Annotated in this window: 15 protein-coding genes and 1 tRNA gene; 9 read left to right on the forward strand and 7 right to left on the reverse strand. The window is 71.5% G+C overall.

The annotated features are described in order from the left end of the window. The 5 genes from AC1HC7_RS10710 to AC1HC7_RS10730 form a co-directional block, all read left to right on the forward strand. The coding region (locus AC1HC7_RS10710; RefSeq protein ID WP_479499007.1) for a PD-(D/E)XK nuclease family protein at positions 1-661 on the forward strand (661 nt) is incomplete at its 5' end. Between the two features lie 204 nt (positions 662-865). Beyond that, entirely contained in the window at positions 866-1186 is a 321-nt protein-coding gene (trxA, locus tag AC1HC7_RS10715; protein WP_479499008.1) for a thioredoxin, read from the forward strand. A gap of 79 nt (positions 1187-1265) precedes the next feature. Beyond that, positions 1266-2072 carry an alpha/beta hydrolase gene (locus AC1HC7_RS10720; RefSeq protein ID WP_479497729.1) on the forward strand — a complete coding sequence of 269 codons (807 nt, stop codon included), beginning with the start codon at positions 1266-1268 and terminating at the stop codon, positions 2070-2072. A gap of 32 nt (positions 2073-2104) precedes the next feature. After that, positions 2105-2341 (forward strand): Lrp/AsnC ligand binding domain-containing protein, encoded by a 237-nt coding sequence (locus tag AC1HC7_RS10725; RefSeq protein ID WP_479497728.1) that lies wholly within the window; start codon positions 2105-2107, stop codon positions 2339-2341. Positions 2342-2421: 80 nt separating this feature from the next. Beyond that, positions 2422-2496 (forward strand) — tRNA-Val (locus AC1HC7_RS10730). Positions 2497-2685: 189 nt separating this feature from the next. On the opposite strand, the gene AC1HC7_RS10735 is transcribed toward AC1HC7_RS10730, so the two are convergent. Continuing rightward, a complete protein-coding gene (locus AC1HC7_RS10735) occupies positions 2686-2922 on the reverse strand; it encodes an HP1242/YdcH family protein (protein ID WP_479497727.1) in 237 nt (78 codons plus the stop codon). Between the two features lie 240 nt (positions 2923-3162). On the opposite strand from AC1HC7_RS10735, the gene AC1HC7_RS10740 reads away from it, so the two are divergent. Further along, on the forward strand, positions 3163-3921 hold the full coding sequence (locus tag AC1HC7_RS10740; protein ID WP_479497726.1) for a gamma-glutamyl-gamma-aminobutyrate hydrolase family protein: 759 nt from the start codon (positions 3163-3165) through the stop codon (positions 3919-3921). Between the two features lie 34 nt (positions 3922-3955). Then, positions 3956-4861, forward strand: a complete 906-nt coding sequence (cbiB, locus tag AC1HC7_RS10745; RefSeq protein ID WP_479499009.1) for an adenosylcobinamide-phosphate synthase CbiB — start codon at positions 3956-3958, stop codon at positions 4859-4861. A gap of 28 nt (positions 4862-4889) precedes the next feature. Here cbiB and AC1HC7_RS10750 read toward each other — a convergent pair whose 3' ends face one another. Beyond that, positions 4890-5603, reverse strand: coding sequence for a sulfotransferase-like domain-containing protein (locus AC1HC7_RS10750; protein WP_479497773.1), 714 nt, complete (start codon positions 5601-5603; stop codon positions 4890-4892). Between the two features lie 107 nt (positions 5604-5710). Continuing rightward, a complete protein-coding gene (locus tag AC1HC7_RS10755) occupies positions 5711-7378 on the reverse strand; it encodes a calcium-binding protein (protein ID WP_479499010.1) in 1668 nt (555 codons plus the stop codon). A 153-nt stretch (positions 7379-7531) separates the two neighbouring features. Here AC1HC7_RS10755 and kynA point away from each other — a divergent pair, with 153 nt between their 5' ends. After that, a complete protein-coding gene (kynA, locus tag AC1HC7_RS10760) occupies positions 7532-8374 on the forward strand; it encodes a tryptophan 2,3-dioxygenase (protein ID WP_479497722.1) in 843 nt (280 codons plus the stop codon). 20 nt (positions 8375-8394) lie between these two features. Then, positions 8395-9309 carry an aminotransferase class IV gene (locus AC1HC7_RS10765; RefSeq protein ID WP_479497721.1) on the forward strand — a complete coding sequence of 305 codons (915 nt, stop codon included), beginning with the start codon at positions 8395-8397 and terminating at the stop codon, positions 9307-9309. A gap of 55 nt (positions 9310-9364) precedes the next feature. On the opposite strand, the gene AC1HC7_RS10770 is transcribed toward AC1HC7_RS10765, so the two are convergent. From AC1HC7_RS10770 to AC1HC7_RS10785, 4 genes are all read right to left on the reverse strand, one after another. Next, positions 9365-10492 carry an alpha/beta hydrolase gene (locus AC1HC7_RS10770; protein ID WP_479499011.1) on the reverse strand — a complete coding sequence of 376 codons (1128 nt, stop codon included), beginning with the start codon at positions 10490-10492 and terminating at the stop codon, positions 9365-9367. Between the two features lie 128 nt (positions 10493-10620). Next, positions 10621-11142 (reverse strand): bactofilin family protein, encoded by a 522-nt coding sequence (locus AC1HC7_RS10775; protein ID WP_479497719.1) that lies wholly within the window; start codon positions 11140-11142, stop codon positions 10621-10623. Then, the gene (locus AC1HC7_RS10780) at positions 11132-12550 is read right to left on the reverse strand and encodes a DUF5930 domain-containing protein (RefSeq protein ID WP_479497718.1); all 1419 of its coding nucleotides are present in this window, start codon (positions 12548-12550) and stop codon (positions 11132-11134) included. The genes AC1HC7_RS10775 and AC1HC7_RS10780 overlap by 11 nt, the downstream gene beginning before the upstream one ends. 324 nt (positions 12551-12874) lie before the next feature. Next, positions 12875-13345 (reverse strand): peroxiredoxin, encoded by a 471-nt coding sequence (locus AC1HC7_RS10785; protein ID WP_479497716.1) that lies wholly within the window; start codon positions 13343-13345, stop codon positions 12875-12877. Positions 13346-13505: the final 160 nt, after the last annotated feature.

A 13505-nucleotide genomic window follows, 5' to 3' on the forward strand; every position in this document is an offset into this window, starting at 1 on the left:
GCCGCTGGCGCGGCTCGGGGCCAGCGATCTGACCCCCGAGGCGCAGCAGCCCGCCTCTGACGCGGGTGTTGAGCGCGCCTCTGGCGCGGGTGTTGGGCGGGCCTCTGGCGCGGGTGTTGGGCGCGCCTCTGGCGCGGGTGTTGGGCGCGACGCGGCGCGCCGGCGCGGCGATGCCATCCATCTGCTGCTCGAACTGCTGCCGGAGATGCCCGAGTCGGCGCGCGCGGCGCGGGCGGCGGCGCTGCTGGATGCCGATTTCGCCGATCTGCCCGAACCGCTGCGGCGCGAGGCGGCGGATGAGGCGCTGGCGGCGTTGGCGCTGCCGGAAATGGCGGATTTCCTTGGCCCCCGCGCGCTGGCCGAGGCCGGGCTCAGCGCCGAGATGCCGGAGATCGGGGCGCGGATCTCGGGGCGGGTGGATCGGCTGCTGGTGGGCGAGGACGCGGTCGCGGCGCTGGATTTCAAGACCGGGGCGCCCGCCGCCGGGCCGGATGCGGCGCCCGAGGCGTATTTGCGCCAGATGGCCGCCTACCGGGCGATCCTGACGCGGCTGCATCCGGGCAAGACCGTGCGCTGCGGGCTGTTCTGGACCCGCGCGGCGCGCATCGACTGGCTTTCGGATGCGGCGCTGGATGGGGCTTTCGCCCGCATCGGGACCTAACGATTGCGGGCATTGACGGTCGCGGATTTCACCTGTGGTTGCGAGATGGGGTGCGCGATCGCAAATGCCCGGCGCTGCTTGACCCGGTTTCGGGTGGCGCCTAGGTTGACGATCCGGGCGGCGTCGCCCACATGCAGACCCGGCCGCGCCGTTCCCTGGGCGGCCGGTCCCGATCGAGCCTCGATCAACCAAGGAGACACAGGCATGGCCACCATCGCAGTGACTGACGCGAGTTTCGAGCAGGACGTGCTGAAATCCGACACCCCCGTCGTGGTGGATTTCTGGGCGGAATGGTGCGGCCCCTGCAAGCAGATCGGCCCGGCGCTGGAGGAGATCGCCGCCGAGATGTCCGGCAAGATCAAGATCGTGAAGGTGAATATCGACGACAACCCCAACGCGCCCTCGCGCTACGGCGTGCGCGGCATCCCCACGCTGCTGGTGTTCAAGGGCGGCGAGGTGGTGTCCAACAAGGTCGGCGCGGCGCCCAAATCGGCGCTGCAAAGCTGGATCGAAGGCGCGATCTGAAGCGGCGCGGGCGCAGGCGAGGCCCAGGGGGGGGCGCGGGACGATGTCTGAACTGATCGAGGGGCCCAGGGGCCCGATCGTGGATTGGGACGATGCCTACGCCAACCGCGCCCATGTGCCCGAGGCCGACGCGCTGATCGCCGCCCTGGCGGAACGCGCGCCGGCGTTTCGCGCCGCGCTGGGCGATCGGGCCATGCTGGACCTGTCCTACGGCGCCGGCGCGCGACAGAATTTCGACCTGTTCCTGCCCGAGGGCGCGCCGCGCGGCCTGGCGGTGTTCGTGCATGGCGGCTACTGGCTGGCCTTCGACAAGTCGAGCTGGTCGCATCTCGCCGCCGGGCCGCTGGCCCATGGCTGGGCGGTGGCGATGCCGAGCTACACCCTGGCCCCCGCGGCCGGGGTCGCCGACATGACCCGCGAGATCGCGCGGTTCCTGGGGGTCGCGGCGGGGCGCGTCGACGGGCCCATCGCCCTGGCCGGGCATTCCGCCGGCGGGCATCTCGTATGCCGGATGCTGTGCGAGGACGTGAATGTCGACGATGCGGCGCGGGCGCGAATCGCGCAGACGGTTTCGATATCCGGCGTGCATGACCTGCGCCCGCTGACGCGCACCGAGATGAACGCCACGCTGGGGCTGAGCGCGCGCGACGCCGCGGTGGAGAGCCCGGCGCTGCGCGTGCCGTCGCAGGGCGCGCGGCTCATCGCCTGGGTGGGCGGCGACGAACGCCCGGAATTCATCCGCCAGGCGCGGCTGATCGCCAATATCTGGCGCGGCTGCGGCGCCGACACGCGCGTGGAGATCGAACCGGAGCGAAATCATTTCAACATCATAGAGGCGCTTGAGGATCCGGCGAGCCCGCTGACCCGCGCGCTTCTGGACATCTGACCACGCAGGACCGAAACGGGGGGCGATCGCCCATGCAATGCTTTTTCGTGCAGATCAAGACCGAGCTTGGCCGCGCCTATGACGTGGCCGACGCGCTGGCACAGCGCGAGGTGGCCTCGGAGATCTATTCGACCTCGGGCGAATACGACCTGCACGCCAAGTTCTACGTCGAGGACGACGTGGATATCGGCCATTTCGTCAACGAGCACCTGCACGGGCTGGCCGGCATCAAGCGCACCTTCACCACGCTGACCTTCAAGGCCTTCTGAAGCCGCCTCGCGCCGGGGCGCGAAAAAACCGCCCTCGGGCGTTGACACCAACCGGGGCGGCGGGTAATTCCCAGCGCGTCGGGCGCGTAGCTCAGTGGGAGAGCACCTCGTTGACATCGAGGGGGTCGCTGGTTCAATCCCAGCCGCGCCCACCAGCCCTTTCAAGGGCTTGGCGGGTCGATTTTCATCGCATTCGACGTTGTGAAGACCCTGCGCGGCAGGCCGCGTGCAGGAATGTCCCCGCGCCCCCCAAGGCGCGCGGCGCCGCCGTCGGCTGCGCCGCGCCCTGGCGGGACAGCTTGCGCCGGGCGAGGCGCGGCGCAAGGTCCCGGTTCGGGGCGGGCTCAGGCTGCCAGCAGGCCGCGGATCTCGTCGAGCAGGGCGAGGCGGCGCTTCTTCAGGTCCTCCAGATGAAAATCATCCATGGGCTCCACATTGGTGTCGCCGCGGTGAATCTTGCGGTTCAGCTCGTGATAGTCGTCGGCGAGCCGGGCGAAATGCGGGTCCGAGGCCTTGCGCGCGTGGATCGCCTCGGCCATTTCGGGGAATTCCTCGTGCAGTTCGTGAGGCGTGTGGGACATGAATGCGGTCTCCTCTTCGCGATGCGTCCTGATTGCGTTTCATCCTGCAATCACCCCGTGCGCGCCGCTTTGCGCTGGATCAAGGCGTCCGGCCCAAAGCGCGCGCATTCCGCGTTTACGGAGAATTCGCGCGGGGCGCAACTGGTGCTCGACGCGCTTGCCCGCAGCGCCTATTTTCGCCTCTCAACCAATCTGGCGCCGGGCGGTTCGCCGCCGCGGGCGCGCAAGGAAAGGCCTCGCATGACCCGACCCGTGATCGGCATCATCGGCAACGCGCATCTGATCAATGATCAGTATCCGGCGCAGGCGGTGGGCGAGATGAACATCCGGGCGGTGGCGGAGGCGGCCGGCGGGTTGCCGCTGATGGCGCCCTCCATCCCCGAGGTGGCGCCGCTTGACGAATTGATGGCCGCCTGCGACGGCTTCGTGTTCACCGGCGGGCGGCCCAACGTGCACCCGTCGAATTACGGCGAGGCGGAGACCGAGGCCCACGGCCCCTTCGACCCGGCGCGCGACGCGCTGACCCTGCCGCTGATTCGCGCGACGGTGGCGGCCGGGCAGCCGGTGCTGGGCATCTGCCGCGGGTTTCAGGAAATGGCGGTGGCGTTCGGATCGACCCTGCACCCGGAAATCCGCGACCTGCCGGGGCGGATGAACCACCGCATGCCGCCCGACGGCACGCTGGAGGAAAAATTCGAACTGCGCCACAGCGTCGTTCTGACCCCGGGCGGGCGGTTCGCGCGGCTGCTGGGCGCAGAGCGGGTGATGGTCAATTCGCTGCATGGGCAGGCGGTGATGACGGTGGGTGCGCGCATCGACATCGAAGGCCGCGCCGAGGACGGCACCGCCGAGGCGCTGTCGATCCGCGACGCGCGCGGTTTCGCTTTGGCGGTGCAGTGGCACGCGGAATGGCGGGCGCAGGACGATGCGGTGTCCCGCCCGATCTTCGCGGCGTTCGGCGACGCGGCGCGCGCCTGGCGGGCGGCGCGGCGGGGGTGAAGGCGGGTTTGGGGGCGGGTTTGGGGGCGGGCGGATGCTGGCGCTGGCGCTGATCCTGGACGCCGCGCTTGGCGAACCCGACTGGCTGTGGCGGCACGCGCCGCACCCCGCGGCGCTGATGGGGCGCATGATCGCCTGGCTGGAGGCGCGGCTGAACCGCGGCGGCGCGGGCGCCCGGCGCATGGGCGGCGCGCTGTGCGTGGCGCTGCTGGTCGCGGCCTGGGGCGCGGGCGCGGCGCTGATCGCGGCCATGCCCTTCGGCTGGGTTTTCGAAATCATCGGCGCCGCGATCCTGCTGGCGCAGAATTCGCTGGTCGCGCATGTGCGCGCGGTGGCCGCGGGGCTGCGGCAGGGCCTGCCCGAAGCGCGGCGCGCGGTGGCGCGCATCGTCGGGCGCGATCCGCAGGCGCTGGATGCGACCGGCGTTGCGCGCGCCGCGATCGAGAGCGCGGCGGAGAATTTCGCCGACGGCGTGGTGGCCCCGGCCTTCTGGTTCCTGATCGGCGGGCTGCCGGGAATCGCGATCTGCAAGGCGGTGAACACCGCCGATTCGATGATCGGGCATCGGACGCCGCGCTACGCGGATTTCGGCTGGGCGGCGGCGCGGCTCGACGATCTGGCGAACTGGATCCCGGCGCGGCTGGCGGGGGCGCTGATATGCGTCGCCGGCGCCGGGCGCGCGGGCTGGGCGGTGATGCGCCGCGACGCGGGGCTGCACCGTTCGCCCAACGCCGGCTGGCCCGAGGCGGCGATGGCGGCGGCGCTGGGCGTGTCGCTGTCCGGGCCGCGGGTCTATGGCGGGGTGATCGCCGACGAGCCCCTTGTCAACGAGGACGGCCGCGCGCCGGGCGCCGACGACATCGACGCCGCCGTCGCCGTGCTGTGGCGCGGCTGGGCGGCGCTGCTGGCGCTGGCGGCGTTCGTTGATCTGGTGTCCTGAACGGGGTCCAGCGGGCGGCGGCCCTGGTTCAAAGCTTGTGGCGGGCGAGGGTTTCGTAGGCGGGGCGGGCGGCGTCGGCCACCGCGGCGGCCGCGCCGGTCAGCGCCGGCAGGGCGCCGCCGGGGGGCGCGAAGCCGGTGGACCCGTCCAGCGCGTCATACCAATGCGCCGCCCAGACGCCGTCGTAATCGCGCCGCCCCGGGGCCCAGGACAGCATGGCGGGGGAAAATTCCAGCCCCACCGCGGCGCAGAGCGCGCGCAGCGCGCGTTCGGGATCTGCGCGCAGGTCCTCGGCGTCGATCACCGGGCAGGGGCGGCCCAGCGCGCCCGATGCGCGCTCGAACAGCGCCGCCTGCTGGAAAAAGCCGATTTCGGCGAGGGCGGGGGTCTCGCGCTTGCGCGCGTAGCTGGCCACCACCCGTTCCGGGGCGCGGATCAGGAACATGTTGGCGAGCCCCTCGATCCAGTCGAGATCCAGCCCGTCGGGGATGTGGTGGGTCATGTGTTTCTGGTAGATGATCGCCGCGCCGGGGCAGGGGGCCAGGCAGGCGGCGACGGCGCGGTCGATATCCGGTTCGCCGGCGGCGATGATCGCCGCGCGCATGGGGTGGTCGATGCCGGTGCGCGCCAGATAGGCGGCGTAGAGCGGTTCATCCATGGCGCGGCAGCCGGGCAACTGGGCGAAGCTGCGCATCAGCGCCGAGGACAGGTTGCGCGGCCCGGACCAGACCGCGAGCCGCAGGGGCGGGGACGGGGGTCGGGTGGCGGTCACGGCGGGCTCCTGCGCTGACGGATCCTGAGCCCCATCAAGCGCGCGGGCGCGATTCGGGCAAGCCGGGAAATGCCCGGTCAGAGCAGGTCGAGCCAGGGCGGCAGGCCGGCGGCGTCGAATTCGGCGACGCTGACGCCGTCGAGCGTGATGCGCAGATCGCCGGCGATGATCACGGCGTGGTCGCCCAGGGGGCGCAGCGCAGCCTGTTCGCGCAGATCCGCGCTGAGGATCAGCCGATCCAGCGCCGGGTCGAAATCGGCGATGCGGTCGCGCCCGTCGCCGCGCGCGAACACGAATCGGTCGGCGCCCGGGCCGCCGATCAGCCGGTCATTGCCGGCATCGCCCTGCAGCCGGTCATTGCCGGCGCCGCCCAGCAGCGTGTCGCGCCCGGTCCCGCCCTGCAGGCGGTCGGCGCCGCCATTGCCCGCAACCCGGTCCCGCCCGGGGCCGCCGATCAGCAGATCGCCGCCGCCGCCGCCCGAAAGACTGTCGCCCCCGGCGCCGCCCCGGATGCGGTCGGCGCCGGTCTGGCCGTCGAGCCGGTCGTCGCCGTCATGGCCCAGCAGCCGGTCGGCGCCGCCGCCGCCGGCCGCCGCGTCATCGCCGTCGCCGCCGCGGATCAGGTCGTCGCCATTGCCCCCGAGCAGCGAATCATCGCCGGAATCGCCCCAGATGCGGTCATTGCCGGTCCCGCCGAAAACCGTATCGCCGCCAAAGCCGCCATGCAGGCGGTCGTTGCCGCCATTGCCCCAGATCGTGTCGCCGGCGCGGTCGCTCCGGCGGGTCTCGACATCGGCGCCGAGGTCGCGCAGGTCGCCCCAGATCTGGTCGCGCCCGGGGCCGCCCGCCATGCGGTCGGCCCCGGGCTGGATCGCCGCGCCGTTGATCGCCTGCTTGAAATCGCCGAACAGGATGTCGTCGCCGCCGCCGCCCTGCAGCGAATCATCGCCGCCGATCGCCAGCGCCGCGCCGTCGATCAGCAGCGCGTCGCCGATCAGCTGATCGGCCCGGGCCGAGCCGGTCAGCCGGTCGTCGCCGCCGGTGAAGAACCAGCGGGCGCCCACCGCCGCCGCGTCGCCGCCAAGCTGGATGCGCCGCGCCCCGGGCCCGGCGCCGCTGGCGCTGAGCTGATCGTCGCCGCCGGCGAAGGCGCCGCCATCGGCGCGCGCGCGGGGGCGCAGGAAGATCGCGTCGCCCCAGCCGGTGATCGCGCCGTCGCCGCGCAGCGTCAGCCGGTCCGCGCCGCCGCGCACATCGACGGCGTCCGGCTCCACCAGGAAAAAATCGCCCGCGGCCTCGATCGCGCCGGTTCCGGCGGTCTGTTCCAGCCTGTCGGCGCCGCCGCGCTGGCGGGCCCCGGCGCGCGCGGCGTCGCCGTGAATCCGGGCGTCGTTCGCGCCGCCCGCCAGCAGCGTGTCAGCCCCCGAAAGCGCCAGATCCAGCGGCGCGACCGCCTGGGGTTCGCCTTCGGGCGCTGCGAGGGCGGCGAGTTCCAGCGACAGGCCGCTGAAGACCAGCGCGCCGCCGGTCCCGTCGGGCTGAATGGAGAACTCGGACACCAGGCCCCGCGGCGCGTTCCCCGGCCCCAGCGACAGGGCGCCGGCGGCGCGCAGGGCGTGGCCCTCGGCGGAGATCCAGGAATAGGCGCCGCCGGCGAGCGCGCCCGCGCCCGGCGGGCGGCGCAGTTCGAAGGCCAGCGAGGCCAGGGAAAAGCCGCCGGCGCCGCGCGCGTCAAGCAATGCCAATGAGATCCGCCTTCCCGGCCGTCCCGTCCCCCGCATCCCGGGCTGAGGCTCGCCGGTTTCGCGCGTCGGGTCAAGCGGCCTGGCGGCGGGCGCGTCTTGCATCTGCGCTGCGCCCATGCGACCTCGGTCGCGATCGCAGGACAGGAGGCCGCCATGACCAACCCCGACATCCCCGACCCCGAGGCCATGGGCGCGCAGATGGAATTCGACGGGCGCATGTCCTATGGCGACTATCTGCGGCTGGACCGGATCCTGGACGCGCAGGCGCCCCTGTCGGACGCCCATGACGAGATGCTGTTCATCATCCAGCACCAGACCTCGGAACTGTGGATGCGCCTGGCGCTGCATGAACTCGGCGCGGCGCGCGAGGCCATGCGCGAGGACCGGCTGCAGCCGGCGTTCAAGATGCTGGCCCGGGTGTCGCGGATTTTCGAACAGCTCAACAACGCCTGGGATGTGCTGCGCACCATGACCCCCAGCGAATACACCCGGTTCCGCGACGATCTGGGGCAATCCTCGGGGTTTCAGTCGCACCAGTACCGGATGATCGAATTCCTGCTGGGCAACCGCAATCCGGCGATGATGCGCCCGCATGCGCATCTGCCCGCCATCCGCGCGGCGCTGGCGGCGGAGCTGGAACGCCCGAGCCTCTATGACGAGGCGCTGGCGCTGGTGGCGCGCGCCGGGCTGCCCTTGCCCGAGGCCGCGCGGGCGCGGGACCTGGCGCGGCCCCATGCTGTCAACGCGGCCGCCATCGCCTGCTGGCGCATGGTCTACGCCGATCCCGAAACCCACTGGCCGCTGTATGAACTGGCGGAAAAACTGGTGGATCTGGAGGATTACTTCCGCCGCTGGCGGTTCAACCACGTGACCACCGTCGAGCGCATCATCGGCTTCAAGCGCGGCACCGGCGGCACGCCCGGGGTCGCCTATCTGCGCAAGATGCTGGAGGCGGAGCTGTTCCCCGACCTTTGGCGCCTGCGCACGGAGCTGTGACGCCTGGAAAGGACAAGCCGATGACCGACAAATCCACCACCCACGACGCCGAGCAGGACGCGCGCAACGAATCCGTGCTGGTCTATGTCAACGGCGCGCTGAAGCCGCGCGCCGAAGCCGTCGTGTCGGTGTTCGACGCCGGGTTCATGCTCGGTGACGGGGTGTGGGAGGGCCTGCGGCTGCATGGCGGCAAATGGGCGTTTCTCGACGATCATCTGGATCGGCTGTTCGAGGCGGCGCGGGCGATCGACCTCGACATCGGCATGGACCGGGCGGGCGTCGCGGCGGCGCTCGATGTCACGGCCGCGGCGAACGGCATGACCGATGACGCCCATGCGCGGCTGATGGTGACGCGGGGGCGCAAGGCGCGCCCCTTCCAGCACCCGGCGCTGTCGCGCTTCGGGCCGACCATGGTGATCATCGTCGAACATTCGCGCCCGTCGCTGCCGGCGGCGGGGATACGCCTGGCCACCGTGCCGCAGGTGCGCGGGCTGCCCATGAGCCAGGATCCCAAGCTGAATTCCCATTCCAAGCTGAACTGCATCCTGGCCTGCATCCAGGCGGAAAAGGCCGGCGCCGACGAGGCGCTGATGCTCGATCCCCATGGTTTCGTGAACACCACCAACGCCTGCAATTTCTTCATCGTGCGGCGGGGCGAGGTCTGGACCTCCACCGGCGACTACTGCATGAACGGCATCACTCGCGAAAAGGTCATCGGGCTGTGTCGCGACAACGCCATCCCGGTGTTCGCGAAGACCTTTTCGCTGGTCGAGGCCTATGGCGCCGAGGAGGCGTTCCTGACCGGCACCTTCGGCGCCCAGACCCCGGTGGCGGAGATCGACGGGCGCCCGATCGGCGCGGCAGGCGGCGTCGGGCCGGTGACGCGGCGCATTCGGGCGCTGTATGCGGAACTGATCGCCCGCGACACGGCTTGAACTTCCCGGGATCGGCGGCGGATCCGGCGGTCATGTCCCGGCGCGGCGGGCGCGGTCAGCGCAGATCGGCGAGCCAGTCGCGCAGCAGCGGTTTCAGCCCCGGGGCGTCCGGCAGGTCGAGATGGCCGACCCCCGCCAGCAGCGCGTAGCGGCCGCGATCGGCGTGGGCGGAGATCACCGGCTGGAATTCGTCGGCGAAGAACGCCTCGTCATCCGCGCCCGCGACCACCAGCAGCGGCGCGGCGATGGCGGCGAGATCGGCGCCGTAATCGCCGCGCGGCGCGTAGGACGCGTTCATGCGAAAGCTGTAGGCGTCGGTGGCGGTGCGGCCCAGCGGGCCGTCGCGCAGCGCCTTGGGCAGGGCGAATTCGATGACGGTGAGGTGATTGAGCGCGGTGACGCCGGCGGCGTTCAGCATGCTGAGCCCGATGATCCGCCGGGTCAGCGGGCGGGCCCAGCCGCCCGCATCGGGCCGCGTGGTCGGGGCGTTGTATTTCAGGAACGGGGCCAGCAGCAGATAGCCCGCGGCCAGCCCGCCATGGGCCCCGCCGGCGAAGCGCACCGCCAGCCCGCCGCCCGAACTGTGTCCGGCGACGATGATGCGGGCGTCGGGTTTTCGCGCGCGGATCGTGGAGACGAGATCGGCGATGTCGTCCTCGAGCTGGCCGATATAGGCCACGTCGCCGCGCCGGTTCAGGGCGACGGCGTCGCGCGGGGACGGGGTCGCGCCAGAGGCGCGCGGGGACGGGGTCGCGCCAGAGGCGCGCGGGGGCGGGGTCGCGCCAGAGGCGCGCGGGGCGGGAACACCGCCATGGCCGCGCAGGTCGGGGATGGCGGCGTTGGCCAGGCCCTCGGCGGCGAGCCAGCCGGCCAGGGCCTCGAACTGCATGCCGTGCCAGCCCGATCCATGCAGGAACAGCAGCGTCAGATCCGTGGGCCGGGCGCTTTCGCGCCAGCGCCATGAAAGCGCGGCGCCGTCGCGGGCGCGATAGGTCAGGGCGTCGCGGTTCCAGGCCCCGATGTCGAGACCGGGTTTCGCCGCCAGCGCCTGCGAAAAATCCAGCCCGGCGCCCGGGTCGGGCAGGATCGGCCCTGCGGGGCGCTGCGTGGCGATCAGCGCCAGCGCCGCGGTCAGCGGCGCGACGACGCCGATGGCGACGCATTTTGCGATGGCGGCGAGCATGCTGTTGTTCCCGGCGGAATCGGCGGGGCGAAGCCGCGCCAAATGCAAGGAAAACGCCCCGGCGCCGGGCGGCGTCGGGGCGTGGCGCCTGTTTCGATCCCGTCGCGGCGCGGCGGGGTCACGTCACGTCAGGACTTGCCGTCCGAGGTTCCGCCTTTCGGGGCGCCGCCCGAACCGCCGCCCGAACCGCTCGAGGACGGCGCGGCGCGGGATTTGGATTCGGCGCCGAGCGGTTCGTCGGAGCGCTGCACGGTGCCCTCGAAATGCGCGCCGCTTTCGATGGCGATGGTCTTGTGGATGATGTCGCCCTCGACCTTGGCGGTGGAGGTCAGGCGCACCTTCAGCCCGCGCAGCCGCCCGACCACGCGGCCGTTGACCACCACGTCATCGGCGACCACTTCGCCGCGGATGGTGGCGCTTTCGCCGACGGTGAGCAGATGCGCGTGGATGTCGCCCTCGATCGCGCCCTCGACCTGGATGTCGCCGGAGGTGGAGATGTTGCCGGTGATGGTCAGGTCGGAGGACAGCACCGAAGGCGAGGCCTTGGGCGCCGGCGCGGCGGCGGCGGGGGGGGGCGATGACGGGGGCTTGGCGCTCGGCTGATCCCTCGTCGGCTCAATCGGATCGTTGATCTTGGATTTAGAGAACATTGCGGGCTGCCTCGATGTATTTGAGCGGATTGACGGCCTTGCCGCTGGAGCGGATCTCGTAATGCACGTGGTTGCCGGTGGAGCGGCCGGAGCTCCCCATATCGCCGATCCGCTCATCGCGCGCAACCCGCTGGCCTTTCTTGACCCGGATTTTGTTGAGATGCGCATAGACGGTTTCATAGCCGAACGCATGGCGGATTTCGATCACCCGGCCATAGCCGGACTGCCAGCCCGCGTAGGTGACGACGCCGTCCGCGGTGGCGTAGATCGGGGTGCCGCGATCGGCCGCCATATCAAGCCCCGAATGCATCCGCCGCCCGCGCATTCCGTAGCCCGAGGTCAGCCGGAACGCCGAATGCACCGGCTTGGCGAAGGGCAGCTTGGTGGTTGCCATCTGCATCAGGTTGACCCGTTCCAGCCCATCGATCAGCGCCGCGATCCGGGTGACGTCGGCGCTGGTCGTTTCGGTCTGCGCGCCCTGCACCACAGGGGTGAGGGGGCCGCCGATGCCGGAATAGTCGCGGCGCATGGCCTTGACCATGTCATCGACATCGAGCCCGGCGCGGGCGAACACCTTGTCCATGGCGCCGAGGCCGATCTGCACCGCGTCCTCGAGCCGGGAATACATCATGTTGCGCCGTTCGTCGGCGCGGCGCCGGTCGTCCTGCAGCGCCGCCAGCCGGTCGCCAAGCGCGCTGGCCCGGGCGAGCGCGGCGTCGCGCGCGGTGACGGCGTCGTTGAGCGCGTCGGAGACCGCGGCGATGGTGGAGGTCCATTCCGCCTCGGTGGCGTCGAGCGCCGCGAGCCGGGCTTCGGCGGATTCGCGGCGCTGGCGCATGGTTTGGGCGGTGCGCAGGGCGGCGTCGCGGCGGGTGACCGCGGCGCGCAGCTTGGCGCGCAGGGTCTCGACGGCGATGGTCAGTTCCTGCTCGACCTCGGCGGCGTCCGACAGCGCCACCTGCTTGCGGGTGAGCGCGCCGGAGACGGTTTCGATGCGCCCCATGGCGGCGGCGAGGTCGCGATCCAGCGACTGGTTGCGCAGCTCCAGCGCGGCGATGCGGGATTCGAGCCCGGCGCGCATGGTCCGGGCGCTGGCGGCCTCGGCGTTGCGCTCCATCACCGCCACGCCCAGCGAGGCGGAGGCGAGAATCCCCCAGGCGACCACCGCGGCGCAGCCGAGCGCCAGCCCGATCCGGGCGCGGCGCGACACCGTCACGAAGCGGGTGGAGCCGTCGAATTTCATGAAAACGCTTCGATCCGGCCCGGCGCCCGCGCCGTCATGCCCCGAAGCCGATCCGATCGCCTGCGCCGCCCGGTCTTCGCCGCCCGGCCCTGTCGGGTCTTCGCCGCCCGACTTCGCCCGGTCTTCGCCGCCCGGCCCTGTCGGGTCGCAACCTGCGTCTCGCATTGTCCACCGCCCTCATTCTTGGCAATTCATGGCTGGTTGGCGCCGGCCATCATTTTTTTGTTTTGTGTTGTGGTTTTGCATCGTTACCGAAGGCGCGCCGGCGGATCAACGAAAATCCGATGAACCGGGATTCAGAAACGCCGCCTGCGTCAATGGGCTGCGGCGGATGGCCGGACATGGCGCGCGGGTCAGGCCCTTGGGGGACTCGGCCAGCGGCCAGCGGAAATCCAGCGGCGGCGCGGCGTTTCGCGCGGGTCGCCGCGCCGCGCCGCCTCGGCGCATTGCCCGGGGCTCGGCGGCAGGGGCGGGATTCCGGGGGCGGGCTTACAGCTCGCTTGCGGCGGCGAGCACCGCCTGCACGTGGCCCGGCACCTTCACCTTGCGCCAGATCGCGCGGATGACGCCCTCGGCGTCGATCAGGAAGGTGGCCCGCTCGATGCCCATGTATTTGCGCCCATACATGCTTTTTTCGACCCAGACGCCGTAGGCCTCGCAGGTGGCGCCGGTCTCGTCCGAGACCAGCGGGATCTTCAGCCCGTGCTTGTCGCGGAACGTGTCGTGGGCTTCCACCGGATCGCGGGAACAGCCGATCGCCACCGCGCCGGCGGCGTCGAAATCGGCCAGCGCTTCGCTGAAGCCGATGGCCTCCCTGGTGCAGCCGGAGGTGTCGTCCTTGGGATAGAAGAACAGCGCCACGGTTTTTCCCCGGAGATCGGACAGCGCCAAACTGTCGCCTCCATCGCGGGGGAGATTGAATTCGGGCGCCGGGGCGCCGATGTCGATCTTGGTGCTCATCGCGGGACTTCTCCTTGACGGGCGCCGGACTTGGCGCGACATGGGGCGGGAAGCGTCGGTGGGCGCGATAGAGACGGTCCCGGCGGCGCGAGGTCAAGAGCGCAGACGCCCGACGCGGGATCCGCGGGCGCCGCGTCGGGTTTTGCCGCGCGGCGCGGCG

The sequence above is a fragment of the Oceanicella sp. genome, assembly GCF_056449545.1.

Coding starts and splice junctions, on each gene's coding strand:
- trxA (WP_479499008.1), top strand. CDS start 866: ATGGCCACCATCGCAGTGACTGACGCGAGTTTCGAGCAGGACGTGCTG.
- AC1HC7_RS10725 (WP_479497728.1), top strand. CDS start 2,105: ATGCAATGCTTTTTCGTGCAGATCAAGACCGAGCTTGGCCGCGCCTAT.
- AC1HC7_RS10735 (WP_479497727.1), bottom strand. CDS start 2,922: ATGTCCCACACGCCTCACGAACTGCACGAGGAATTCCCCGAAATGGCC.
- AC1HC7_RS10740 (WP_479497726.1), top strand. CDS start 3,163: ATGACCCGACCCGTGATCGGCATCATCGGCAACGCGCATCTGATCAAT.
- cbiB (WP_479499009.1), top strand. CDS start 3,956: ATGCTGGCGCTGGCGCTGATCCTGGACGCCGCGCTTGGCGAACCCGAC.
- kynA (WP_479497722.1), top strand. CDS start 7,532: ATGACCAACCCCGACATCCCCGACCCCGAGGCCATGGGCGCGCAGATG.
- AC1HC7_RS10765 (WP_479497721.1), top strand. CDS start 8,395: ATGACCGACAAATCCACCACCCACGACGCCGAGCAGGACGCGCGCAAC.
- AC1HC7_RS10770 (WP_479499011.1), bottom strand. CDS start 10,492: ATGCTCGCCGCCATCGCAAAATGCGTCGCCATCGGCGTCGTCGCGCCG.
- AC1HC7_RS10775 (WP_479497719.1), bottom strand. CDS start 11,142: ATGTTCTCTAAATCCAAGATCAACGATCCGATTGAGCCGACGAGGGAT.
- AC1HC7_RS10780 (WP_479497718.1), bottom strand. CDS start 12,550: ATGCGAGACGCAGGTTGCGACCCGACAGGGCCGGGCGGCGAAGACCGG.
- AC1HC7_RS10785 (WP_479497716.1), bottom strand. CDS start 13,345: ATGAGCACCAAGATCGACATCGGCGCCCCGGCGCCCGAATTCAATCTC.